This window comes from Pseudoalteromonas sp. KJ63-1, from assembly GCF_055808145.1.
Genome location: NZ_CM147855.1, coordinates 3,099,122 through 3,124,659, shown reverse-complemented (window position 1 = coordinate 3,124,659; position 25,538 = coordinate 3,099,122). Strand labels below are relative to the sequence as shown.

Below are 25,538 nucleotides of genomic sequence, written 5' to 3'. Positions count from 1 at the left end.
TATTTGAGAGTGCATAATGAAAGAGTTTTTATTAACGGATAGCGATTTTAAGGAAGTGGCTCATTTAGTGTATAACGCTTGTGGTATTGTACTTGGGGAGCATAAGCGTGAAATGGTTTACTCACGATTAGCAAGGCGAATTCGTGAGCGTAAATTAACAAACTTTTCTAGTTACCTAGATTACTTAAAAAATCATAAGGATCAGGAGTTTGATGCATTTATTAATGCCATTACTACCAATCTAACCTCTTTTTTTCGTGAAATTCATCACTTTGAGTTTATAAAAGAGCAGTTTATACCAACGCTGTTAAAGACAAATAAACAGACTAAGCGCGTTCGCATTTGGTCTGCTGGCTGCTCTACCGGTGAAGAGCCCTACAGTTTAGCTATGACGTTACAAGGGGCTTTCCCAAGTGATTGGGATGTGAAAATTTTAGCTACTGATCTTGATTCTAATGTATTAGCTAAAGCTCAGAGCGGTATTTATACTGCGGCAAATGTGAATGGATTGGATGATGCATTGCTCAAGCGCTGGTTTTTAACTAGCAAAGACGGTCAAAGTTATAAAGTGAAACCCAAGCTACAGCAATGTATTTCATTTAAGCGTTTAAACTTACTCCAAGATTGGCCTATGAAGGGCCCATTTGATTTGATCTTGTGCAGAAATGTAGTGATTTACTTTGATAAAGAGACAAAGGATCAGCTTTTTAACCGTTATGCCGATATTTTAAATAACCAAGGTTATTTATTTTTAGGGCATTCAGAAACCATGGGAAAAGAGCATGTCTTATTTAAAAACTTAGGGAAAACCATGTATCAAAAAGTAGCCCATGCAAACACAATTTAAGCCGGTATTAGCGGGATTTGAGCATATTAAACGCTATTGGGATGCCACGCGAGATCAAGTGGTCGCTAAGGTATTGCCAGGTGAATTTTATGTTTCTAAAAACGATGAGCTGATCACCACCGTGCTCGGGTCGTGTATTGCGGCTTGTGTTTACGACGATAAGCTAGGCATTGGCGGGATCAATCACTTTATGCTACCTATTCAAAAAGGTGAACGAATTGACCAAGCGCATAGTTTAAGTTGTCGTTATGGTAACTGGGCTATGGAATATTTAATTAATGAGGTGCTTAAAAATGGCGCTTCTCGGGCAAACTTAAAAGTAAAACTTTTTGGGGGAGGAAAAATAATTAGCGCAATGACAGATATTGGTATTGGCAATATCAGTTTTGCCAATGCATATATAGTAGAAGAAGCGCTAAACTTAGTGGCGCATGATATGGGCGGACCTTGGCCGCGCAAAATATTCTTTAATCCTCATAATGGAAAAGTACAGGTTAAAAAGCTAAGAAACTTACACAATAACACCATTGAAAAACGTGAAGTGCGTTACTTACATAATCTTGAACAGCAAACTAAAGCCACGGATATAGAACTGTTTTAAGGATAGCTATGATTAGAGTATTAATAATTGATGACTCGGCACTGATCAGGCAATTACTGACAGAGATACTGCAACAGGCAAAAGACATTGTGGTAGTGGGGTGTGCACAAGACCCATACGAAGCCAGAGAGATGATCAAAAAGCATAATCCGGATGTACTAACACTGGATGTTGAAATGCCAAAAATGGACGGCATTAGCTTTTTAAAAAACTTAATGCGCTTAAGGCCTATGCCTGTAGTAATGATTTCCACTCTTACTCAAAAAGGCTCACCTATCACCCTTGAAGCGCTTGAACTGGGTGCGGTTGATTTTATTGCAAAGCCAGTAGTTAATGTTAAACAACAAATGAGCCAATATGCTGATATTGTTCAGCAAAAAGTAAGAGTAGCGGCCAGTGCGCGGGTTCGAGGCCACAAAAAAAATAGTGTTGTAGCTGAACCTATCCCCACTAATGCCGAATTTTTAGTAAATAAAGTGATAGCGATTGGTGCGTCAACAGGGGGAACCGAGGCGATAAAAGAAGTGCTTATACGTATGCCCAAAAATTGCCCTCCAATTGTAATTACTCAGCATATTCCTCCCGTATTCAGCACCTCATTTGCAGAGCGGATGCAGCGTACTTGTACTATTAACGTAAAAGAAGCCCAGCAAGGTGATAAATTGCTAGCAGGTTGCGCTTATATAGCCCCAGGTGGGCTTCATTTACGAATTAATAAACAAGGTAGTGCTTTGTATTGTCAGCTTGATGATGGAGAAGCTGTTAATAGACATAAACCCGCGGTGGATGTTTTATTTGACTCATTACTGGAAATTGGTGCAAAACATATTGTTGCCACACTATTAACCGGTATGGGAAGTGATGGTGCAAAAGGATTACTCGCATTAAAGCAACAAGGTGCATACACGCTTGCGCAAGATGAGTTTTCGTCAGTGGTATGGGGTATGCCTAAAGCTGCTATTGATATGGGGGCAGCAAATGAAGTGGTACCGCTGGAGAAAATGACCCAGCGGTTATTAAATCAAGTTATAAAAAAGTAAAACTTAGTTGATCACCCAAGGCTGCGAAAACCAATAATAACTGCCAGCTTGTTTTATTGACGGAGCGGTACAATTAAAGCGTGAGCGGCCTTTATTAAGTTGCTTTGGTGATGTTACCTCAACTGTATTATCGTCTAACCAATCTAAATTAGCTTGACCAACGCTTGATACATAACAGGCAAATTGACTCTTATGAAAGTCATCTGTCTTAAGTTTTATAGTGAGTGATGGTGGATTTCGTGAAGTGACACTATCTTCATAGGTTAGCTTATTAATAGTAAAGGCAGTCGAATTTATCTTGGTAATTAACGTCTCTAGCTTGCTATAAAAACCAGAGGCAGGGAAGCGCGGTAAGCGGCTAAAGTCAGAGTGTTGATTAACGGCTCCTGAGTGTTGGCCAATACCAATAAAACCTAATTCAGTGACGAGTGCTTGCAGTTGATTGTTAAACTCTCCGTATGGATAGGCAAGGTATTTGTAATCGTGACCTATTTCCTCTTTGATGCGCTGTTGAGAACTAAGAATGTCTTTTTTAGTGCGTTCGCGCCATTGGCTAGGCGTTTCATTCTTGCGCTTTCTATGTAGGTAGTTATGCTCGGCACTATGATTAGCAATAAGCGCTCCTTTTTTAGCAAGTTCTCTGAGCTTATCCCACCCCATAACGTAACCCGCCTGTTCATCAATGAGTTTTGGGTTTACAAAAATAGTGTACGGATAGCCAAACTTCTCTAGGATAGGGGCAGCTTGGTCGTAATTATTGTTGTAACCATCATCAAAGGTAATCGCGATTGTTTTGTTCTCTAAAGCCTTACCTTGTTGTAATGCACTAATCAGCTCATTTAATGGAATAACGTTAAAGTTATGCTCTTTTAAATAATTTAAGTGTTTAGTAAAAGTATTGGCGCTCACGCTGGTGACAGCGGGAAGGGTTTCACTGACGTGATGATACTGTAGAATAACAGCTGCTTGCGCGCGCAAAGAACCACAAATCAGGAATAATAATACTAAATGAAACAATTTCTTATACATAATAAAGCACACCATAAAAGCTTGTTGTTGTTAGCCGGTCCGATGATATTATCAAATATTACCGTCCCGTTGTTAGGAATTGTTGATACTGCAGTGATTGGTCATTTGGGGAGCGCGCATTATTTAGCCGGTATTGCTTTGGGTTCAACTGTGATCTCTATTTTATTTTGGCTTGCTGGTTTTTTAAGAATGAGTACTACTGGGCTGGTGGCTCAGGCTTATGGTAAAAATGATTTAACTCAGCTGGCAGCCTTACTCAAACGCAGTTTGTTATTGGCCAGTAGCGTAGCTTTAATTCTGATTTTATTATCCCCCCTTATAAAACACGCTATTGCTTATTTATCTGCTGCCAATAGTGATGTGCTCAATGAAGCCTATCGCTATTTTAGTATTCGTATTTTTAGCGCCCCAGCAGCGCTATGTAATTTAGTTTTATTAGGCTGGATGTTGGGCGTTCATTATGGGCGAGGGCCATTTTACTTACTGTTAGTCACTAACATTACTAATATTGTGCTCGATATTTATTTTGTAGTGTACCTTGATTGGGCGGTTGCTGGGGCTGCGTGGGCATCACTTATCGCTGACTATATTGCACTTGTGTTTGCTTTATTGCTAGTGGCTCAACTTGCTAAAAAGCATGGTATGAGTTTGGCTGTAGCAAATTGGTTTAGTGTAGAAAAAATGGCAGGACTACTGAGCTTAAACCGCGATATTTTTATTCGTTCTTTAGTACTGCAATTATGTTTTAGTTTTATGACCTTTTATGCAGCCCGCCTCGGTGAAACAACACTGGCCGCCAATGCCGTCCTACTCAATTTTTTAATGTTAGTTAGCTTTGCACTTGATGGAATTGCCTATGCAAGTGAGGCCAAAGTGGGTCAAGCTAAAGGTCAACAAAGTGTTGAGAAGATAAGGCTATGGGTAAAAATCAGTGTATTTTGGGGGATGATATTTGGCGTTTTGTATAGTGTGTTTTTTGTAGTTTTTGGCAGCAGTATTATTAAGCTATTAACGAATGTACCAGAGGTTATTGACGAGGCTATTCACTATTTACCTTGGGTAATAGTATTGCCTATTCTAGCTATGAGCTGCTTTTTGTTCGATGGTATTTTTGTTGGTCTGACCCGCGCTAAAGCGATGCGAAACAGTATGTTGCTTTCAGCGATTGTAGGCTTCTTTGGGGTGTTTTGGCTATTTCAGGACTGGCAAAATAATGGTTTATGGTTAGCTATGAGTTGTTTTATGCTTATGCGAGGCGTTACGCTTATCGTTAAATATCAACAACTAAAAGCTAATAATCAATTACTTAAATAAGCGAGTTGATATAAACCGTTACTTCCACAGATCGGGGTCGTTATTTTTTGAAGGGATGTTTTTTAATACTTGAGAGAAGCGGTTAGCAAAAATACCCGCATAGCCCCAAAAGGCAAAAAATAAAGCGGGGGCTAAAATAACCAAGCCAATAACTTGTAAACTGTAATGGCTGTAATAGCCCACAACGATAAACATCACGGCCAGCACAAACAGTGCTAGACCGCGAAAAAAGCGCTTTAAACTCAACTTAGGGTCACTCCCTAAGCGGTAAATAAGTGGCTTTAGCATAATGAATTAATGCTTAGTAGTAAGAATGCTCGCCTGCTTCATGATCGGTAATGTCAGACACACCGGTGATTTCATCAAACTTAGTAATCATCTCTTTTTCAATGCCTTCTTTTAGTGTGACATCGATCATAGAACACCCATTACAACCACCACCAAACTGAAGTACAGCAACACCAGCTGCAGTGATCTCTACCAAGCTAACTTGGCCGCCATGGTTGGCAAGTTGTGGGTTTACTTCGGTTTCTAGCATGTGTTGCACACGCTCATTCAAGCTGGCATCTTCACCTAGTTTACGTGCTTTAGCATTAGGTGCTTTAAGGGTTAGCTGCGTGCCCATTTTGTCGGTAACAAAATCAATTTCGGCTTCGGCTAAAAAAGGCGCGCTTTCAGCATCAACAACTGCATCAAAGCCGTTAAAATTTAGGCGAATATCGCTCTCTTCTACCGCGTCTTCTGGACAATAAGAAACACCACATTCAGCTTGTGATGTACCAGGGTTAACAACAAACACACGAATATTCGTTTGTTGAGATTGATCTGCTAATAGCTTAGCAAAATGCGCTTGCGCTGTTTCGGAAATAGAAATCATAATACCGTCTATACTTGACTAAATTACTCGGATACTGCATATCATACTCCGCTCATCGTGTTGCGGCTAGTGTTGAGCGTAAAAAGTTGGCATCTATTTTAAGCAATGGTAGCGTGCAATTAACAAACATTTTTAGAGTGATTTATATGCGCTTCATATTAACAGTAATGGTGGTACTGGCCAGTTTTTCAAGTATGGCAAAGCCCCTGTCTTATTATTTTGAGCAACAGGTTGAATTTGATTCTACCATACCAACACCACAAGAGGTGCTGGGGTATCAAGTGGGTGAGTGGCATGTAAGGCATGACCAACTTGTTCGCTACATGGAAATTTTAGCTCAAAAAAGCGATCGAATTAATTTTGAAGTAATAGGCCGTACTCATGAGCAGCGCCCGTTAGTTATGCTAACGATTACTGCGGCTCACAAATTAAAAAATATAGAAAAAACTCGTCAAGCGCATTTAGCTCGCCTAAATAATTCAAACAATAAAACAGCGGAGCAGCCAAGTGTTGTATGGATGGGTTACAGTGTTCATGGGAACGAATCATCAGGTAGTAATACAGCTTTACTAGTCGCTTATTATTTAGCGGCAGCGCAAGGCGATGAAATAAATGAGCTACTTAACAACACGGTTATTTTACTCGACCCGTCGCTTAACCCAGATGGACTAGCACGTTTTGCAAATTGGGCTAATAGTAATCGTGGAATGAACTTATCGTCAGATCCGCAAACCCGAGAGCATGTAGAGAGCTGGCCAAGCAGCCGTACAAACCATTATTGGTTTGATTTAAACCGTGATTGGTTATTGTTACAGCACCCAGAGTCGCGGGCTCGCATTGCTAAGTTTCATTATTGGAAGCCTAATGTTTTAACTGACTTTCATGAAATGGGGCCAAATAGTAGCTACTTTTTTCAACCGGGTATCCCAAGTCGTAAACACCCAATTACCCCTGAAGAAAATGTAAGCTTAACCAAAGCGATTGCAAATTATCACGCTAAAACATTAGATGAAAACAACGCGTTATACTTCACCGAAGAAAGCTTTGATGACTTTTATTATGGCAAAGGCTCTACCTACCCCGATGTAAATGGTGGTGTGGGTATTTTATTTGAACAAGCAAGTTCTCGTGGCCATATTCAAGAAACGATTAATGGCCCGCTAACTTTTGCGTTTACGATTAAAAACCAACTGTTAACGAGCTTATCAACGTTTAAAGCGGCGATTGATAACCGCCAAGCTTTGCTAGAGTACCAAGCTAACTTTTATAACAAAGCGGTTGAGCTTGCCAAAGATGAAGACTATCAAGGCTATATTGTTCAAGCAGATGAAGATCACACCCGTACTAACGATTTTTTAAGCATACTTAAACAACATCAAATTAATGCCTACTCAGTGAAAGAAGGGCTAAAAGCTGAAGGTAAAAACTTTACCGCTAATAGTTATTTTGTGCCGCTTGCACAACCACAATATCGATTAGTTAAAGCTATTTTTAGTGAGCAACAAAACTTTGCCGATAACACCTTTTACGATGTATCGGGTTGGACATTAGCGCATGCGTTTAATTTACCATTTGCTAAAGTAAACAGCCGCTGGGGATTAGAGGTAGAAAAAACAGCTTGGCAAAAAGCAAAGCAGCCTGATTTAGCGCCACTGACTAAAAATTACGCCTATGGATTTGCATGGAATGACATGCAAGCTCCCAAAATGCTCAATAGTCTGTTACAGCAAGGCATTAAAGCTCGTGTTGCATTAAAACCATTAACAGCAGTATCAACCAATGCAGAAGTAAACTTTGACGCAGGTAGCATTATTATTCCAGCAGGACTTCAAACTGACACCAACTGGGTGGCAAAGCTGAACCAAGCACAAAGCCAGTTTGGGATTGAAGTTAAACCAATTACTACCGGTTTAACTAGTAAAGGTGCTGATTTAGGGTCTCGCTCTATGGCTGTGGTTTCTACACCTAAAGTGTTATTGGTTGGTGGTAAAGGCGTGAGCCAATATGAAGCGGGTGAAGTGTGGTACTACCTAGACCGTTTTGTGGGTGTAGCGCCAACCATTGTTGAAATGGAGCGTTTAGCGTCTTTAGAGCTCAGTAATTACAGCCATATTGTGTTGCCACATGGTAATTATTCTACTTTATCTGATTCCGATAAAGTTGCTATAAAAAGCTGGGTAAGGAAAGGTGGTGTTATTTGGGGGCACAAAGGCGGAGCTAAGTTTTTAGCCGATCAACAGCTATTAAAAGCAAGCTACTTATCGCGTAGAGATGTGGCTAGTGCATTTGATACTCAAGGTTTAAAGTATGCAGACAAAGACCACCTAGCAGGTCGTCAGCGTATTGCAGGTGCGATATTTAATACCAAGGTAGATACAACTCACCCACTAATGTTTTCATTTAAGCGTGACACACTACCCGTATTTAAAAATAGTACTTGGCTACTTGAAGCCTCGCAAGCACCATTTGTAAATATACTTACCTATACACAGCATCCGCTACTTGCTGGTTTTTCTGATGCAATAAATGTAGAGCAAGTGGCTGGTGGGGCAGCGTTAATGGCACACTCTTATGGTCGAGGTAGTGTTATTGCGATGACAGATAACCCTGTATTTAGAGGGTACTGGTATGGTACCAGCCGATTATTAAGTAATGCTTTATTTTTTGGTCACACCTTTCGCGTGAGTGGAAACTAACACGCCCTAAAGTGGCGTTAAGCACGTGGTAAATGCCCATACGTGTTTAGCGCCGACTTCTCTTAACGATAAGGTGGCTGCATTAAGAGTTGCTCCTGTAGTCATAATATCGTCGATAATTACTACCGTTTTTCCCTCTAAATTAATTTTGCATGAAAAAGCCTGCTGTAAATTTTTGACCCTTTTGGCTTTGCTTAATTGTGATTGTGCCGAGGTGTGTTTATGGCGAAGTAACGCATTATTTAACACCTTATTTGACGCCAAACAGGGTTGCCATACTTGGGTGACTTGATTAAACCCACGCGTTAAAAAGCGCGCTTTATGTAAAGGTAAAATTATAAATGCATCAACAGCGACAGGGTGTTTAGTCATAAAAACACTAAGTTGTTTTTTTATGACTTGCTGTAGTGCTTTTTTATAATGGATTTGATTATTAAATTTAAGCTGCTTTAACCATAAATCAAAAGGGGGCTGGTAAAAAGCACAGGCAAACAGCTTTTCAAAGTTGCAGTTAGGAAACATTTCTACAATATCAGGGCGGTAAAATAAATTGTCATGCTCGGCCAAATCTAGCAATGGCAAGTCATCTAAACAAAATTGACACAGTCCCATTGAGCTATGAATCTGACTTTGACATAACACACAGTAAGAGGGGAATAGCCAATCACTTAGGCTGAGTTTCATTCGCTGATGATCCTCATTACAAACTCCTTTTAAAGCGCTATCATAGAACTCAAGTTTGGTTAAGGTTAGGCAAATATGCAAAATGAATGTGTGTTGTTACATGGTTGGGGAATGAGCCGAGGTGTGTGGCAGTTAATAAAACCAGAATTAGAGTTTTTATATTCAGGTAAAGTGCGCTGTTTGGATTTACCCGGTTATGGTGATAATAACGCCTCTTTAAGCCCATATACATTACACGATGCTGCAAAGCAGGTGAGTGAGCAGTTAAAGCCACAATCGGTACTAATGGGGTGGTCTTTAGGTGGGTTGTTTGCTATTTATATTGCCAAACATTGGCCAGAAAAAGTATCAAAAGTCATTTTAGTTGCCTCAACGCCCTTTTTTGCAGAGCAATTACCATGGGCTGGCATTAAGCCTAAAGTATTAACACAGTTCAAAGAGCAGTTGTTGCAAGAGCGTTCAAAAACGATAGAGCGCTTTTTGGCAATTCAGGCAATGGGCAGTGAGTCGGCTCGCGATGATGTAAAACAGTTAAAGCAGTTATTGAGTCAGTCATCGCCTCCGAATAACGAGGCTTTAAGTGCAGGGCTAGACATATTGCAAAATGAAGATTTACGCGAATTATTTGCTCAATGCCCAGTGACTATTCGCGGCATTTTTGGGCGCTTAGACTCTCTCGTTCCTTATCGGGCCATTGAGAAAATGGTGGCACTTAATGCTGACTTTGAGTACGAAGTGATAGACAAAGCATCACATGCGCCTTTCATTTCTCATAAAAGTGAATTTTTATCTGCCGTTAAATCAATGCTTTGAAGCAAAGCCATGATTACTGCGGTTTAAAGCTTTATTTTGCGTGATTTTTGAGCGATAATTAAACAATATTTATTTGCTGGAGGTTTATTATTATGCCAATAGGATCTGTATTCAATAGTGGTGTTGAAGGGTTTAATAGAGCCAGTCAAGGAATTGAAAAAGCCAGCGCTGAGATTAATCGTGCCAGCATAGAGCAGCAAGACGACTCTCAACTAGCGCAGCAACGTCAATTAACGGCCGCTCGCCCTGAAGAAGCAGTCACCGCGCCAGTATCTCAACCTGCACGAATTGATGATGCGTTAGTAAACTTAAAAGTTGAAGAGTTTAATGCTAAGGCAAACACGCAATCTATCCAAACTGCAGATGACGTATTAGGCACTTTAGTTGATATTAAAGTGTAATTTCTCATGAATATTGTCACGCCGTTTCCGTCTATTAATATAAACACCGCAAATGTTTATACGGAGACTGCTCGGCGTGACAACCAGCTACGTGAAGTCATTCCCCCAGCCGCTGCAAACACCGCAGGTAGCACAGAAAACAAAGCTCAAAGTGATGCAGAAAAAGCTAAGCTGCCAGGAAATAGCGACAGCTCAACTTATACTGCGAGTGGCAAAATTGTAGACGATAAAACGATTGCGCAACGCGAAGGTAATGCGGATAGTGATCAGGATGATGCCGAGCAAGAAAAACAACAAGCTGCAGAAGAAGTAAGTGAGCAAGAAGAACTGCAACTTGAGCAAGAACTACAACAAATTAAAGAACTAAAAGCCCGTGATACTGAAGTACGGATGCACGAGCAAGCGCATGCCGCAGTGGGTGGACAATATGCGGGCTCTCCGAGCTACGAATACCAAAGAGGTCCTGATGGGACCAATTATGCGGTAGGTGGTGAAGTACCGATAGATGTTGGGGTTATCAATGGCGACCCTCAAGCAACTATTGATAAAATGCAAACGGTACGTGCTGCAGCACTCGCGCCGGCTGAGCCTTCAGGTGCCGATAGGGCAATTGCGGCAGATGCCACTCAAAAGATAGCCGCAGCACAAGCTGAGTTAGCTTCAGCTGATGACGAAGATAGCAGCGAAGATAAAAGCAGAGTCAGTGCGTCGTTTTCTAACAGTGAAAGTTCAGAAGTAAAAACTGCTAAAAGCGAAGAGCAATCGCGTGATGTTGAAGTAGAAGCACGTGCTGGGCGCATTGCTAGTTTTTATCAACTGGCTACATCACCTGCGACGCAAAGCCAATTCTCAGCACAAATTTAAATTAAACTTTATATTTAATAGCCATAAAAAAAACCGCCTAAGCGGTTTTTTTATGGGGTCATTTTATTTTTTCACTTTCACTTTCGCATTGGCAAAGGCATCGGCAAACGCATTTCCCATCATGGCATTACCTGTGTCGCGCTTAGGTTTGGGCGCTCGCGATTGATTTGCATTGTTGCCACGTGGCTTTTGCGGCGCAGCTTTATTACTAGTGTCTATCTCGTCATCTAGACGCATAGTAAAGCTAATACGTTTACGTGCAGCGTCAACCTCAACCACTTTCACTTTAACAATGTCACCAGCTTTAACCACTTCTCGTGGGTCTGAAATAAACTTATTAGTAATAGCCGAAATATGCACTAGTCCATCTTGATGTACGCCAACATCCACAAATGCGCCAAAATTAGCTACGTTCGATACCACGCCTTCTAAAATCATTCCTGGTTTTAAATCACTAATTTTTTCAACGCCTGCTTTAAATTCAGCGGTTTTAAATTCAGGGCGTGGATCGCGACCCGGCTTATCAAGTTCGCTAATAATATCGGTCACGGTAGGCAGACCAAATTTATCGTCAATATAGTCATTTGCAGCGAGCTTATTTAAAAACTCTTTGTTACCAATGAGGTTATTTACGTCTACCTGGTTGTGCTCACAAATACGCTTAACGATAGGGTATGCTTCAGGGTGAACTGATGAGTTGTCTAGTGGATCGCTGCCATTGTTAATGCGTAAAAAGCCGGCTGCTTGTTCAAATGCTTTTGGCCCTAAGCGCTCTACTTTTTTCAACTGACTACGTTTTGTAAATGACCCATTTGTATCACGGTAGCTTACAATGTTTTGCGCTAAGGTTTTGTTTAAACCAGAAACACGTGCAAGTAAAGGTACAGAGGCCATATTTAAATCAACCCCCACACTGTTTACACAGTCTTCTACCACTGAGATTAGGCTTTGTCCTAGTTGGCTTTGTGATACATCATGTTGATATTGGCCTACACCAATAGACTTAGGCTCTATTTTAACCAGCTCAGCCAATGGATCTTGAAGGCGACGTGCAATAGATACGGCACCGCGTAAAGATACATCTAAATCTGGAAATTCATTAGCAGCAAACTCAGAAGCAGAGTAAACCGAAGCGCCGGCCTCACTGACCATGATTTTATTTAGTTTAAGCTCGGTATTGGCTTTGATAAGTTCGCCAACTAGTTTATCTGATTCGCGAGAAGCGGTACCGTTACCAATCGCAATGAGCTCAACTTTATGCTGGCGACATAATTGCTCGAGCGTGCGTAATGATTTATCCCAATGATTTTGTGGTGCATGTGGGAAAATCGTTTGGGTAGCAAGCAGTTTACCTGTGCTATCAACCACGGCAATTTTACAACCAGTACGTAAACCAGGATCTAAGCCTAACGTAGTACGAGGGCCTGCAGGGGCTGCCATCAATAAGTCTTTTAAGTTTTTAGCAAATACATCAATGGCACCGGTTTCGGCCTTTTCACGCATTGCGGCTAAAAATTCATTTTCTAAATGTAATCCAAGCTTAATTTTCCACGCCCATTGCACCACAGTTAATAACCAAGCGCTGGCAGGTTTGTTTTTAATATCTAGGCGGTAATGATCGCTGATCATTTGTGCACACAATTGCGCTGGGTTTTCAGCGCTCGGCTCAGGATTAATAGTTAACTGTAAAATACCTTCATTACGTGCTCTTAGCATGGCTAATGCACGATGCGAGGGGACTTTTTTTAATGGTTCTTGATGTTCAAAGTAGTCTCGGTATTTAGCCCCCGCTTGTTCTTGACCATCAATAAGTTTGCTTTCAATCGCTCCATTTTGACTAATATGACTTCTAAATTTAGCGAGTAATTTAGCGTCTTCAGCAAAGCGCTCCATCAAAATAAACTTAGCACCATCAAGCGCTGCTTTAGTATCGACAATCGCTTTTTCGGCATTAATAAATTTTGCAGCCTCAGCGTCTGGGTCAAGCATTGGATCGTTAAATAACGCATCAGCTAGTGGTTCTAAACCGGCTTCAATAGCTATTTGACCTTTAGTGCGGCGCTTTGCTTTATAAGGCAAATATAAGTCTTCTAGTTCGGTTTTACTTTGTGCAGCTTTAATATCAGCCGCTAATTCAGCACTAAGCTTATTTTGTGATTCTATCGTCGACAGGATAAATCCACGACGCTCTTCAAGTTCACGCAAATAAGATAAACGTTGTTCTAGAAGGCGTAGTTGGGTGTCATCTAATCCACCGGTCACTTCTTTTCTGTAACGGGCAATAAAGGGGACGGTTGCGCCTTCATCAAGTAACTTTGTTGCTGCAACCACTTGTTGCTGCTGTGCATTTAGCTCAGTTGCTAAACGTGCAGAGATATCGCTCATGCAAAAACCTTTTAATACAAAAAATAAGACCAGCTAAAAAGTTAACTGATGCGTCAATGTCTTGAATAATATCACAGGGGAGGGTAATAAAAAGCTCTTAAAGCAAGCTATTTTACTTGCTTTAAGATGCCATTGCTGGGGCAATAAGAAGCGGATTTAGTGAGGGTGCTCTACACTTTCGAGTACTTCACTAAATGTGTGCGCTATTGGGCTAATATGAACAGGAATTTGCAGCTTACGTGCTATATCGCGTGCTGAAATTAAACCACTTATTTCATTATTAGCCGCAGTAACTAATATAAACATAGCGCCATGATGCTCCATAGTTTGCAGTGCATCACCGATACATGAATAGCTTAAGCTTTTCATACTTACACCCATTAAATTACTCAGCGGTGTCATTAAATAGCGTAAGCTAATTTCACTACGAGGCAAGCCTAAACGCTGCGATAAAATCATGATTTTTGAGCTTTGTAAATCTGCACTTGCGACAATACCAATTAGTTTTTGATGCTCATCAGTTACTAAAATAAAATCAGAAGGCTGAGTATTTAGCTGTTTTGATGCTTGTTCAATGGTTGTATCAAACGCTGCGCGCATAGGACTTGTTTGAGTAAAGCTAGTTACTATACGTGTTGCTGGAGAGGTTAAATCAATCACAGCGTCATTAGTAAAAGTATCAGCAATAGTGCCATGCGAAATGTCTTGGGTACGGAGTTCTTTAAAGTTAGACATAATATCCACCTAAATAAATAGTTATAAAAATTTAATAATGTTTAAAAGCAAGTTATTAAATTAAATAACGGGTGGCGCTCGCGGGTTTGAATTACTGAAGGCAGTGGCTAAAAATCGACTTTCATAATGAAAGAAAAACGCTAAAGGAAGTGGTTGGATTTCTCTAAGCGCAATAACACCATCAAGAGAATCTATATCGGTGTCGAGGGTTGCTTGGTCAGGGGAGTCACAAACAATAAATTCAGCTGGAGCAAAACCAGCATCAAGTTTGTTATTTTTAGGTGCGCCATGCAATGTCAAACTCACACTCATAAAGAGTGCAAACACGAGGGCGTTTTGTAATATGCGCGCTGTTATGTTTGACATAATGGTTACCTTAATTAACTACTCTCAAGTTAATACAACATTACTTGAGTAACTTTAGTTATAGCTTACTCAGATAATATAAACAATAAAAAGTTAATGTGATCTGAATCAAAACTAAGCGATGTCATTTTTGATAGGTAATGGTATTCACGTACCATTGCTTGACACCTTGAGGAGTCATTACCTCAAAATCATCGTCTACTTGTTTTTTTAATAGCGCTCGCGCCATTGGTGAATCGATAGAAATATAGTCGTTGCGATCGTAAATTTCATCGGGGCCAACAATTCTAAATCTTTTACACTCACCGGCCTCGTTTTCTATTTCTACCCACGCTCCAAAAAAACTTTGCCGTCTTGCACGGGTGAGTAGTCAACAATTTTTAAATCGGGGATGCGTTTTCGTAAATAGCGAACACGACGGTCAATTTGGCGTAGTAAACGTTTGTTGTACTGATAGTCTGCGTTTTCAGAGCGATCACCTAGGCTGGCAGCCCAACTCACAATTTTAGTCACTTCTGGACGTTTTTCATTCCAAAGATGATCATGTTCTTGCTGCAATTGTAAATAACCTTCGCGAGTAATTAAATTTGTTTTCACGCTGAGTTCTTGTTTGGTTTTCATGAGTGGCAAGGTATTAAAATAAAGGCAACTTGTCGAGATAAAATAGTTATCAATGAATTTGAAATGTTCAGTAACAATCTAAGCACTTAATTAGTTTTTTATTATTAAGTTTTTCATTTATATTAACGGTTAATAAATTATAAAAATAAGCAACAGGTTATGGGACAAGAGACAGTAAAAGTATTGGTGGTGGATGATGATAAACGTTTACGCAGTTTGCTGGAACGCTACTTGGTAGAGCAAGGGTTTATTGTCAGAACAGCTGCCGATTCAGAGCAAATGGATAGACTAATTGAGCGTGAAAACTTTCATCTAATGGTGCTTGATTTAATGCTGCCGGGCGAAGATGGGCTGTCTATTTGCAGACGTTTACGCCAAAAAGAAAACCAAATCCCTATTGTTATGCTGACCGCTAAAGGCGATGAAGTCGATCGTATTATTGGCCTAGAACTCGGCGCTGACGACTATATTCCGAAACCGTTTAACCCTCGCGAGCTATTAGCACGTATAAAAGCTATTTTACGTCGCCAATCAAAAGAAGTACCAGGGGCGCCTTCAGCGCAGGAGAACTTAATTGCGTTTGGTAAATTTACCCTAAATTTAGCCACCCGCGAAATGAGTGAAGGCGATAACACTGTGTCACTCACTAGTGGTGAATTTGCGGTGTTAAAAGCGTTAGTGTCTCACCCGCGTGAGCCATTAAGTCGTGATAAATTAATGAACTTAGCTAGAGGGCGAGACTACAGTGCGCTTGAGCGCAGCATTGATGTTCAAGTATCACGTCTTCGTAGAATGATCGAAGTCGATGCCGCTAACCCACGCTATATTCAAACGGTATGGGGTTTAGGTTATGTATTTGTTCCTGACGGTGAAAAGTAATCATTATGGGAATGTTTCCGCGTAGTGCGTTTGGACAAACCGTATTTTTGGTTGCCGCTTTGTTGCTTATTAACCAAATTGTCTCTTACGTCACGGTCAGCTTATATGTAGTTAAACCCACCATTGAGCAAGTTAATTTAATGCTGGCTAAGCAAATTAAAACCGTGTTTATAGATTGGGAAGATGGTGTTGAAGTTACCGATGAAGTCTCTGAGAAGTTTTTTGAGATAACGGGCATTGAAGTAATGACTCAGCGTGAAGCTATGCGTAATGGTTTAGGCCAAAGTCGTGAGTATTCTGGGCTATCGCGCAGTATGTCTGAGCAATTAAATGGCTTTTCTCGGGTGCGTATTAGTCAAACTGATCCGCTTATTTATTGGGTAGAAGCCCCGCAGGCGCCGGGTTATTGGGTCAAAGTGCCGCTTACCGGGTTTAAAGAAAGTAACCTTGAGTTTTTGACCTTTTATCTTTCTAGTATCGGCTTTTTAAGTGTACTAGGAGGTTGGTTATTTGCCAGGCATTTGAACCGGCCATTAAAAGCATTACAACAAGCTGCGATAAAAGTAGGGGTGGGCGACTTTAGTACCAAGTTACAAGAGCAAGGGTCGAGTGAGGTTATCGAGGTAACGCGCGCCTTTAATCAAATGTCGCGAGGTATTGCCGCCCTTGAAAACGACCGCCGATTACTCATGGCCGGTGTTTCTCATGATTTACGCACACCGCTTACGCGTATTCGTTTAGCCACAGAAATGATGGTAGATGAAGATGATTATTTACGTGAAGGCATTATTTACGATATTGAAGATATGAATGGCATTATCGATCAATTTATCGAATATTTACGCCATCATAAACGTGAAGAACAAACCTGCGAAGATATTAATGCGCTCCTTGGTGAAGTTGTACAAAGTGAGCTTAAGCATCAACGGGTGATCACGTTTAAACCGAATCCTAATATTGGAAAAATTCCCATCAGTAGTGTCGCGATTAAGCGAGTAGTGACCAATATGATAGAAAATGCACTGCGTTACTCAGAGGGTGATATTGAAGTACTCAGTTATTTTAATTCCAATAAAAAATATGTGGTTATTGCGGTCAAAGATAGTGGTCCGGGTATTCCTGAAAGCGAGTTGGAGTCTGTGTTTGAGCCGTTTAAACAAGGTGACGCTGCGCGCGGTAGTGAAGGCAGCGGCTTAGGTTTGGCTATTATTAAGCGAATAATTGATATGCATGGCGGTAAAGTGAAACTCGTTAATCGCCCTGAAGGTGGTTTAAGTGCAGAGGCGTATTTACCCATAAAAGTGAGCTAACCATATACACTATTTGGCTGCTGTCTTCGTTGCCAAAAAGGACTGTTGGGCCAGCGTTGTTCTTGATCGTAAAAATAGCGTTTGTGATCTAAATAGCGATGCCAAACTTGCTCTATTTGTTGCTGATACAATTTTTTAAATTGTAGCTGAGAATCGTGCTCTATTTTATTGACTATATCGAGTTTTTTCATCAGATCGGCAAGCTGCATGGCACTGGCCATCGCATTAAAAATTCCTTGTGATGAGATTGGGTCAAAGCTTAGTGCCGCATCACCTAAAGCGGCCCATTGTTGACCTGCAAAATACACCAGTCGGGTGGAGTTTGCACTGACGATACCATGCAGTGTTATTGGCTGTTGACATACATCGAGAATCCTCGCTTGATTGTCATAGCATTGCGCATGCTGAGTAAATACCTTTGCATCTCGGTGCAGGTCTTTGATAAGTAAATCCGGATCAGTTTGAAATGCTAAAACACGACGCTGATTTGGTAATGGTGCACTATACCACCAGCCGTTTTGCGAAGCGCAAATACTACCTAGTTGATTTTCAAACGTATTATCTAGAGTTGCCCAGCAAGATATTAGACGATCATGTTGTTTGCGAGGGGTGTAGTTTTTTGCAAAATGAGCCTCTCTGCCAGTGGCATCAATTACGAATTGGCTCGCTATATTGATTGTTTTTTCGTGTTGTAATTGTGTCAGTGTTATTTGCCAGCATTGCCTTTGGTATTCACTATGTACTAATTTAGCAGGCCAAATACAGCGTACACCCCGCTGTAGTGCCTTTTCTCGTAAAAAGCTCTCAAATACTTGACGATCCAAACGCCAACCCAAACCATCCGGATTACTTAGGTTATCAGTGATATAGGGGGTTGATTGGCCCCAGCTTATCTGCAGTCCCGCGTTATATAAATGTTGCGGCGTTAGTGCAGTGGTTGCGAGTTGATGCTCAAATTCAGTTAACAACTCTAACTGTTGTAAAATACGTCCTGCCGCAGGTGCTAAGCATTCACCAATTCGCTCATCGGGTATTTCAGACTTATCAATCAAAGTAACTTGGTATGAATCACATAAAGCAAGTGCAGCGATACAGCCCGCCACACCTGCACCAATGATCACAACATCCGTTTGTAATTCGTTCTTTTGAAGTATCACCATTGGTTTAGCGTCCTTTGTTGTGGTGAAAACGGCTCGCTTTTTCAGTAACGCCTAAGTTGCTTTGACTGCGATGTGAAGTATGCTCAGCTGATAATATGGCTTTTATATGCTGTATCGCATTACTCGCTGAGTTAACTTTTGCCTCACCTCGTGAATTATGAGGCAATATACCAACCTGCATTGCACTAGGAAATTGTGTATCGCCTATTACACCTATATGAGGTTGTACAATCGCAAGTTCAGCAAAGTTGTTTATCATACTATTGATTTGGTTTGTGTAAGTGGCAGGATTACCATGCAAAGGTAAATCATCAAGCCAATCAGTACGATAAGAAAAAGCCTGTTGGCGAGTACTGTCAGATAATGAGGTATCAAGTACTTGTTGATAGCGGAACTGATTCATTATTTGATTTGGCACTCTAGCAGGCCAAAAAGTCGGTAAAAATGGATCGTACTCAGAGCTGTAGCCATCTCTACAACTTGCGGTATCAGTTTGCCAAGGAATTGCCATCCAGCGTGTTATTCCACCAGCTACTTGACCGCCAAACAAAGGTCCCTGTGCGAGGGTATAAACGTCGCTATTCATTACCGGACCATAGTAGTAACGGTCACTTGATGAGCCCGCTTGAGCGTGCTTGAGTCGGAATGCCGACATATACATGCCTGCAGTTCGCATTGGCCAAGTCATTTCACAGCCTGGATGAAATGCATCAGCAAGGCAAAACTCCATCGCGCCGCGAGTAAGTAGGTCCGGCTGTTCAGCAATAGGGTAATCATCTAAAACGGTTATATTTGCATGTGCCGGACAAGCTGATTGAGGAGTGTAATCATTAATAAAATCACCTTTCACCCATTGATCTAAAAAACTCAACTGCAAATTTGATAAGGTTGCATGTTGGCGCACTGAGCCAGTGGGAGGAATGCTAATCGCATCGCCATACAGCCAAGGCCATAGTTGTGGAGCTTGCGCACCGGGAACATCAAAACGGCGAAAGTTATTAGACAGTGTACGACGTAATTCCTGATAGGCAGGAGAAGGATCGCTAAGCTTTTCTAGCCATTCTTGTGTGGTGTAATTAAATTGACCTCCCCAGCCAAATGCGCCAGCAAATCCATCATTAACCCATTGTAAGTCTGTCATTCGGGTAAATATGGGTTGAATGTCGTTGCTAAATGAAGGTCGCTGTGGTCTAGCCAGCATACCGGCGTCTACAGCAACGTCGCGCATTAAATCCCACATAGTGCGTACTGATTTTTGCATTGGTGCATAATCTGGTGGTGCGCAAATAACCCAAGCGGGTTCTACTCTTAGCGATACTCCTTGATATACAACCTCTGCGGTAATTGGACCATCTGAGGTATCATCATACCAACCTTCATTGTTTGCAAAGGTAATGGCTATATCGCCGTTTACGTTACGTGATACGCCATGGCCACCGAGCATGACTAAGCGACCATGTTGATCACTGCGCATTTCGCCTAAATACACATCTTGATCCATAAATTGACCAATGAATTCATGCTTAGATGTTATATTTTTGCAGCTTATACTGTGTTTGCCCCCCTTGATTAACAGCTTGCTACGATCAGTTACATTGTTATTACGAAGTAGTGATGGCGGTGCATCTGCGGCTTCTGGAATATCTAACGCAATTTGAAATTCGTACCAAGAGGCTTTTTGATTGGCTAATTCAGCGTGCCAAGTAATTTCTGCATTATCGAGAGTTAGTTCTTTTATCGCTTTACCAGCGGCATTAAAACCGTAAATTCTAAATTCAGCCGCTTGGCGCTTTAATGCTCCTGTTTTATCTCGATAACTATATTCATCATTATGAGCTATGGGCTGCGGTTGTTGTGGGCCAATGAAGTAGTCTTTTTTGCTATTACCCACGCGCATTACACCTATGGGCGGATAAATACCAGCATAAACAATACATTCAGAGTCAGTATCTTGATCTTGCTGCGGCTTAAATTCACTTAACTGTTTAGGCTCTTGTAGTTGCTGGCCGTTGGCTGTATGTCGGGCATGAGCACTGGCCGCATAGGCTGACTTTCGAGCTAGTGCAATGCTACCTAAAGGCTCATGGGCAGCTAAAGTACGCCAAATATTAAATGCTAAGTTGTCACCAAGCTCAGCTTGGCCAGTGGCAGTAATATTTTGTTGCGCTAAATGTAATCGAGCAATACAAACAAATGGACTTCCTTCTGGAGCAGCTTTGCAGCTCCATTCGGCTTGGGCATTATTAAGAGGCATTTCTTCAGGGTTTGTTCTTAATTGTACTTCAAAGCGAAATGTTGCACCGCTATGGCGTAAACGTCGCTGCAAATCTAGAGCAAGGTAATCATTATCGACACTGGGTGCGCCCAGATCAGCGTTTTCAGGTACTAGGCGATATTTTACAATCTGTTGCTCACCTAATTTGAACGGTAATATTGCCCAATAATTGGCGCTTAAACAGCTTGCTTCAACCTTTTGCATTGCTTTTAAAATATCAGATGTTTGCTTGTTTTTTGGATTATCTAAATAGGCATCATAGTTTTTATCGATCACACCTGCTGTGGTGAATTGGCACATTTGCTGTGCATCTTTGGTAAAAAACCGATCCATATTTTGAAAAATAAAATCTGCGGTTTCGCCTTCGCCAATCAATTTTGGTCCATCGACTCCAAAAAGTTTTACAGCCAAGCCTAACGTTGAGTGTAAATCTGGAGATGATGGTAAGGTATCACTAGAAAAGCGCACTGCACATTCGTATTTTTTACCTGCAAAAATGCCAATTTTAAATTGTGGGTCTATATCTGGGTTGATTGTAAAATGACCGTAAGCGATGCCATGTTGCTTTCTAAACACAGCTCGCTGTGCCGGCTGTTGACCTTTGTCTATACGCGGCACTTGACCAAGGCCAACAAACATTTCAGTTAACCGCTGGCAGGCTAATTCAACATCTTTGTCATTTGACCAACACGGCACATTGTTAGCTGTTGCTGGCGTTTTTATGCTCTGTTTTTTAGGCATTATTATATTCCTTATAGTATTGGGCGGCTTTAGAGGTATTAGCTCTAAAAGTCCTTTTACGCAAATTCATTATTATTGAGCTGACCGCACATTGAGTTGTTTATTGGCGCTGCGTAATTTGTCAAAATTATTAAATATATGGCTTACAGCCATGGTTGATTTACCCGCCGTTATGCCGTGACACGCAAAGCAATTGTTAATTGCATAATTAGCAGTTTGATTAGGGTCGCCATAGGTTTGGGTGTAGGTTTCCATCGTTATATTGGCAAGAGCCAGCGACCCACGAAGTTTATCGTTAGCATTTGGCGGGACAATATTGCCACTAATGCCATTACTAAATTGATAATCTAGCGTGCTTAACCAAACGCTACCTGCGTAAAAATAGTGTTGCCATGGGGATGCTTGTGCAGCTAAAGCTTTTTGTACGCTGTGATTGAGTTGTTGAATGTTATTAAAATTTTCGGCATCTTGGTTTTGCTGGGTGGCTGTGGCGACTGTTGTATAAGTTGCGCCATTAGGCACGCCAAATTGATAAAGTCGAAACGTATTAGTAGTTGTTTCACCATGTGGATAGCTTAGATTGGCGTTGCCAGCAGTGGTATTTTTTCTATAAAAAATAAAGTTATCGCTATCGCTTACCACTTTATTTGCATCGTAAGTTGTAGTGACTTTTTGAAACGTACTCATTGAACCGTAATAATCAGGCGTTGATACTTGATGTTCAAAAGTGGCCCAAATAAATTCAGGGTGATTTTCTACTACCCCAACAACATGCATACCGATTAATGCGACCTTACTGCTGCGGATGGTTTTATTATCCGCTTTTATCAGTGCTTGACGAGTATAAAACTGCGCGTCTATTTCTTGTTCAGAATAGAATGCGCGTAGCTGGTCTGTTGCCAACCAAGCTGCTTTTATTTCAACTGACCCTACGGCAAATTGATCACTGATGGTAATGGGGGTTTTAGTTGCCGATTTGATAAATTCTTGGTTTATATGAATAGAATAATAAGCAGGCTGATTACCGTATTTTGTAAATAACTCACCATGGCTGCCAGCTTGGGTAGTGTCTTCTAAAATCAGGTTAGAGTTTAACTTAAAACCTGTCGGATTGAGTAAATCATTCCAAGGCTCAAAATAGGGCATCATTTCATTATTTACCTGCAAGTAATCATCGCCAAACAGGACTAGTTGATTAGTATTTTGATCGATTTGCGTTAAATACAGAAACTTTTGCCAAGACCATTGGTGAAAGTCACAGTTAGTTGACGGGTCTTGACCTTTTATAAATGCAAACGGGCTATTTTTACCTTCTTTAGGTGGTTTAACTGGAGATTTAAACCAATCGTTTTGAGCGCTACAGTTAGTTGGTGATGTATATTGTTCGGTTGATTTCTCTGCTGCGTGAGTCGTGATTGAGCTTAAACCGATTAATGTTAAAGCAATGGTTGTGACCGACTTAAAACGTTCCATGATAATAATCCTACTATTACTAATTGAGCTAAAGAGCACTTATCGGTAAAAGTAGAATAGTGAGGGAAATAAAACTATTACACTGTATTACACATGTTATTTATTAGGGGTAGCTAGGATCGGAGAAGCCGCTTTTTAAGCAGTAAATAAAGCTGTTATTAATAGCAAAAGTGATCATGACAACGATGTGATTAATGTTATGAGCTATAGCATTGAGCAGTTGTTATAGACTAGTTTAGATGTTAATAATATTTAAAGGTTGCTGACTAAAAAGAAGACACGAAATAGGCTCGTGCCTCCTGTTTTATCTCGGTTCTTATAAAGCTTTAAACCTAATTGCAGTACCGCCACTGGTTGCCAATTTTAGTGTGAGTTTATCATTTGCGGTAACGGTGTGTTTTTCAATGCTTAAATCATAAGGATTGTTCTTCCACTCTGCCTTATCGCCATCTTTGTAAATTTGCGCTTCAAACTGTTTATTTTTACCTAAAAAGTCGAGTTTAACCTCTATGGTACGGGCATTTTCGTCTGTAACTGCACCTAAGTACCAATCGTTACCTGAATAGTTATCGCGCTTGCGCTCTTTGCGTGCAAATACAATAAAGTCGCCTACTTCACCATCAAGCGCAATACTTTGCTGCCAATCGGTTGGTACGTCTTGAATAAATTGGAAAGCATCGGGTTTAGCTAAATAATTTCGCGGCAAATCGGCCGCCATTTGAATTGGGCTGTACATTACTACATACAATGCTAATTGCTTTGCCAGTGTTGTTTGTGGGCGATTTGTATCGCCCCCTAAGCCATTAAAGCCCATATCAAAAATACCTGGGGTAAAGTCCATTGGTCCTGCAAGCATACGGGTAAAAGCAAGCATTGGAATGTGCTCTGGTGGATTAGGTGGCGTGCCCCATGCGTTAAACTCTTGGCCTCGCGCACCTTCACGGGCAATCCAATTAGGGTAAGTACGACGCAGACCGGTATCTTTAATTGGTTCATGGGTGTTGATGCTTAGCTTATATTTAGCGGCAAGTTTGATATTATGTAAGTATTCATTTACCATAAATTGACCGTCATGCCATTCAAAACGGGCAATGCCGTTTTCATCTATGCGTTTTATATTGCCACCATCGGCCACATAACCAGTTTTTATTTGGCTTACATTTGATTTTTCGTAAAGTGTAAAAGCATCTTCCATTTGGTCGCGATAATTACTAACATTGCCAGAGGTTTCATGGTGACCAATTAACTGCACCCCTTTTTCTTTACCGTACTGTGTAAGCGCTGCAATATCGAAATCGTCATAAGGCTGAGTAAAGCTAAATACATCGCCATTATAAAACCAGTCGCCATCCCAACCAGTGTTCCAACCTTCAACTAATACGCCGTCAAAGCCATACTCAGCGGCAAAGTCCATATAGTATTTAGTATTTTTTGTGGTGGCACCGTGTTTTTCTCCACTGCCCCAAGTTGTTTCATTAATGTGCATTCCCCACCAAATACCTACATATTTACCTGGCTTAACCCACGATACATCACCGAGCTTATTTGGTTCATTCAGGTTTAAAATAATATCTGAATTAACTAAGTCTATCGCTCGCTCACCTATTTGAATGGTGCGCCAAGGAGTGTTGAATGCGCCGCGCTTTTTAACCGCAATGCCATCAGACCACGGCGTTAAATCGGCACTAAACGTACCAGGGCGACGCTGATTAAGCACCATGCCTGCATAATCTACCAGAGCTGCTTCATGAATACTGACATGTACACCGTTACCATTTTTAAAGGTAAAAGGGGTATGAGCAAGTGCAGCATCTTGTAAGTCTGTGGTGTTATAGACATATTCATAACGGTTCCAACCGCGAGCAGGTATCCACCATGCGATGGCTTTATCTTTTGCGGCAATCGCAAATTCGGTCAGTTCTTTAGTAATTTCAGTTTGTTCAAAACCGGCTTGCTTAGGGACTTCATAGCGAAAACCTACACCGCTATCAAAGGCTTTAAATCGCACAATGTATGTGCCAGCGTGGGGCGCAGGTTTATTGAAGGTAACAGCAATTTCGTTGTGCTTATCAACAACGGTTTGACGCTCTCCCCAAGGTTGCTGCCATTGGCTATCGGTTTGTGAGCGAGTTACTTTACTAATAACAAAACCTTCGTCAAAAGGTGCTTTGCTTTTAAACCTAAAACCTAAGCGTGATTGCTCAATAACAGGCTTACCATTAAAGCTAATAGAGTAATGAGGAGATGATGATTGATCAGAAATGGTGATTTTAATTTTTTGATCAGGTGATTTCAGCGTGGCTTCTTTTGCAAAAGCACTGCTTGCAAGTAAAGCAACTAGTAGTAAAGGTAATCTCATTGTGTGTCCTTGATGTCAAACCGTAGGTTATGAGCATAAAGTGATGAACCCACTATTACGAGATAGCT

21 protein-coding genes and 1 pseudogene are annotated in these 25,538 nt (G+C 41.0%); 10 read left to right on the top strand and 12 right to left on the bottom strand.

What is annotated here, in order from left to right; translation table 11 throughout:
* Positions 1 to 16 precede the first annotated feature (16 nt).
* The 3 genes from AC0L7Q_RS14895 to AC0L7Q_RS14885 are packed head-to-tail and all read left to right on the top strand — an operon-like array spanning position 17 to position 2,488.
* The gene (locus tag AC0L7Q_RS14895) at positions 17 to 847 is read left to right on the top strand and encodes a CheR family methyltransferase (RefSeq protein ID WP_131691797.1); all 831 of its coding nucleotides are present in this window, start codon (positions 17 to 19) and stop codon (positions 845 to 847) included.
* Positions 831 to 1,448 carry a chemoreceptor glutamine deamidase CheD gene (gene cheD, locus AC0L7Q_RS14890; RefSeq protein WP_409424128.1) on the top strand — a complete coding sequence of 206 codons (618 nt, stop codon included), beginning with the start codon at positions 831 to 833 and terminating at the stop codon, positions 1,446 to 1,448. The genes AC0L7Q_RS14895 and cheD overlap by 17 nt, the downstream gene beginning before the upstream one ends.
* Before the next feature lie 8 nt (positions 1,449 to 1,456).
* The gene (locus AC0L7Q_RS14885; RefSeq protein ID WP_409424127.1) at positions 1,457 to 2,488 is read left to right on the top strand and encodes a protein-glutamate methylesterase/protein-glutamine glutaminase; all 1,032 of its coding nucleotides are present in this window, start codon (positions 1,457 to 1,459) and stop codon (positions 2,486 to 2,488) included.
* 3 nt (positions 2,489 to 2,491) lie between these two features.
* Here AC0L7Q_RS14885 and AC0L7Q_RS14880 read toward each other — a convergent pair whose 3' ends face one another.
* A complete protein-coding gene (locus AC0L7Q_RS14880; protein WP_413400933.1) occupies positions 2,492 to 3,517 on the bottom strand; it encodes a polysaccharide deacetylase family protein in 1,026 nt (341 codons plus the stop codon).
* Here AC0L7Q_RS14880 and AC0L7Q_RS14875 point away from each other — a divergent pair.
* On the top strand, positions 3,497 to 4,831 hold the full coding sequence (locus AC0L7Q_RS14875; protein WP_413400932.1) for an MATE family efflux transporter: 1,335 nt from the start codon (positions 3,497 to 3,499) through the stop codon (positions 4,829 to 4,831). The two genes, AC0L7Q_RS14880 and AC0L7Q_RS14875, sit on opposite strands and share 21 nt — an antisense overlap.
* A gap of 18 nt (positions 4,832 to 4,849) precedes the next feature.
* On the opposite strand, the gene AC0L7Q_RS14870 is transcribed toward AC0L7Q_RS14875, so the two are convergent.
* Together AC0L7Q_RS14870 and nfuA are read right to left on the bottom strand one after the other, a co-directional pair.
* Entirely contained in the window at positions 4,850 to 5,119 is a 270-nt protein-coding gene (locus AC0L7Q_RS14870) for a hypothetical protein (protein WP_413400931.1), read from the bottom strand.
* 13 nt (positions 5,120 to 5,132) lie between these two features.
* Entirely contained in the window at positions 5,133 to 5,708 is a 576-nt protein-coding gene (nfuA, locus tag AC0L7Q_RS14865) for a Fe-S biogenesis protein NfuA (RefSeq protein ID WP_413400930.1), read from the bottom strand.
* 146 nt (positions 5,709 to 5,854) lie between these two features.
* On the opposite strand from nfuA, the gene AC0L7Q_RS14860 reads away from it, so the two are divergent.
* Positions 5,855 to 8,404, top strand: a complete 2,550-nt coding sequence (locus AC0L7Q_RS14860; RefSeq protein WP_413400929.1) for a M14 metallopeptidase family protein — start codon at positions 5,855 to 5,857, stop codon at positions 8,402 to 8,404.
* Positions 8,405 to 8,410: 6 nt separating this feature from the next.
* Here the strand turns inward: AC0L7Q_RS14860 and AC0L7Q_RS14855 are convergent, their stop codons facing one another.
* Positions 8,411 to 9,088: a ComF family protein gene (locus tag AC0L7Q_RS14855; protein ID WP_409424122.1), complete on the bottom strand. Its 678-nt coding sequence runs from the start codon at positions 9,086 to 9,088 to the stop codon at positions 8,411 to 8,413.
* Positions 9,089 to 9,163: 75 nt separating this feature from the next.
* Here AC0L7Q_RS14855 and bioH point away from each other — a divergent pair, with 75 nt between their 5' ends.
* The 3 genes from bioH (at position 9,164) to AC0L7Q_RS14840 (ending at position 11,166) form a co-directional block, all read left to right on the top strand.
* On the top strand, positions 9,164 to 9,901 hold the full coding sequence (gene bioH, locus AC0L7Q_RS14850) for a pimeloyl-ACP methyl ester esterase BioH (RefSeq protein WP_413400928.1): 738 nt from the start codon (positions 9,164 to 9,166) through the stop codon (positions 9,899 to 9,901).
* Between the two features lie 92 nt (positions 9,902 to 9,993).
* Positions 9,994 to 10,302 (top strand): hypothetical protein, encoded by a 309-nt coding sequence (locus AC0L7Q_RS14845; RefSeq protein WP_008112879.1) that lies wholly within the window; start codon positions 9,994 to 9,996, stop codon positions 10,300 to 10,302.
* A gap of 6 nt (positions 10,303 to 10,308) precedes the next feature.
* Entirely contained in the window at positions 10,309 to 11,166 is an 858-nt protein-coding gene (locus AC0L7Q_RS14840; RefSeq protein ID WP_413400927.1) for a putative metalloprotease CJM1_0395 family protein, read from the top strand.
* A 63-nt stretch (positions 11,167 to 11,229) separates the two neighbouring features.
* On the opposite strand, the gene AC0L7Q_RS14835 is transcribed toward AC0L7Q_RS14840, so the two are convergent.
* The 4 genes and pseudogenes from AC0L7Q_RS14835 to greB all read right to left on the bottom strand — a co-directional run bounded on the left by AC0L7Q_RS14835 (position 11,230) and on the right by greB (position 15,249).
* Positions 11,230 to 13,551, bottom strand: coding sequence for a Tex family protein (locus AC0L7Q_RS14835; protein ID WP_413400926.1), 2,322 nt, complete (start codon positions 13,549 to 13,551; stop codon positions 11,230 to 11,232).
* Positions 13,552 to 13,707: 156 nt separating this feature from the next.
* Complete coding sequence (locus tag AC0L7Q_RS14830) at positions 13,708 to 14,286, bottom strand: CBS domain-containing protein (RefSeq protein WP_413400925.1); 579 nt, start codon at positions 14,284 to 14,286, stop codon at positions 13,708 to 13,710.
* A 60-nt stretch (positions 14,287 to 14,346) separates the two neighbouring features.
* Complete coding sequence (locus tag AC0L7Q_RS14825; protein ID WP_409424117.1) at positions 14,347 to 14,652, bottom strand: hypothetical protein; 306 nt, start codon at positions 14,650 to 14,652, stop codon at positions 14,347 to 14,349.
* Between the two features lie 124 nt (positions 14,653 to 14,776).
* Positions 14,777 to 15,249, bottom strand: a pseudogene (gene greB / locus AC0L7Q_RS14820) (transcription elongation factor GreB).
* Between the two features lie 183 nt (positions 15,250 to 15,432).
* On the opposite strand from greB, the gene ompR reads away from it, so the two are divergent.
* Positions 15,433 to 16,152 (top strand): osmolarity response regulator transcription factor OmpR, encoded by a 720-nt coding sequence (gene ompR, locus AC0L7Q_RS14815; protein WP_008109519.1) that lies wholly within the window; start codon positions 15,433 to 15,435, stop codon positions 16,150 to 16,152.
* A 5-nt stretch (positions 16,153 to 16,157) separates the two neighbouring features.
* Positions 16,158 to 17,462 carry a two-component system sensor histidine kinase EnvZ gene (gene envZ, locus AC0L7Q_RS14810; RefSeq protein ID WP_413400923.1) on the top strand — a complete coding sequence of 435 codons (1,305 nt, stop codon included), beginning with the start codon at positions 16,158 to 16,160 and terminating at the stop codon, positions 17,460 to 17,462.
* Here envZ and AC0L7Q_RS14805 read toward each other — a convergent pair.
* The 4 genes from AC0L7Q_RS14805 to AC0L7Q_RS14790 form a co-directional block, all read right to left on the bottom strand.
* A complete protein-coding gene (locus AC0L7Q_RS14805) occupies positions 17,459 to 18,622 on the bottom strand; it encodes a tryptophan 7-halogenase (RefSeq protein WP_409424113.1) in 1,164 nt (387 codons plus the stop codon). The two genes, envZ and AC0L7Q_RS14805, sit on opposite strands and share 4 nt — an antisense overlap.
* Positions 18,623 to 18,626: 4 nt before the next feature.
* Entirely contained in the window at positions 18,627 to 21,638 is a 3,012-nt protein-coding gene (locus tag AC0L7Q_RS14800) for a LodA/GoxA family CTQ-dependent oxidase (protein WP_409424112.1), read from the bottom strand.
* Between the two features lie 72 nt (positions 21,639 to 21,710).
* Complete coding sequence (locus AC0L7Q_RS14795) at positions 21,711 to 23,111, bottom strand: hypothetical protein (RefSeq protein WP_409424111.1); 1,401 nt, start codon at positions 23,109 to 23,111, stop codon at positions 21,711 to 21,713.
* A gap of 316 nt (positions 23,112 to 23,427) precedes the next feature.
* Positions 23,428 to 25,470, bottom strand: coding sequence for a glycoside hydrolase family 97 protein (locus tag AC0L7Q_RS14790; protein ID WP_413400922.1), 2,043 nt, complete (start codon positions 25,468 to 25,470; stop codon positions 23,428 to 23,430).
* Between the last annotated feature and the right edge of the window lie 68 nt (positions 25,471 to 25,538).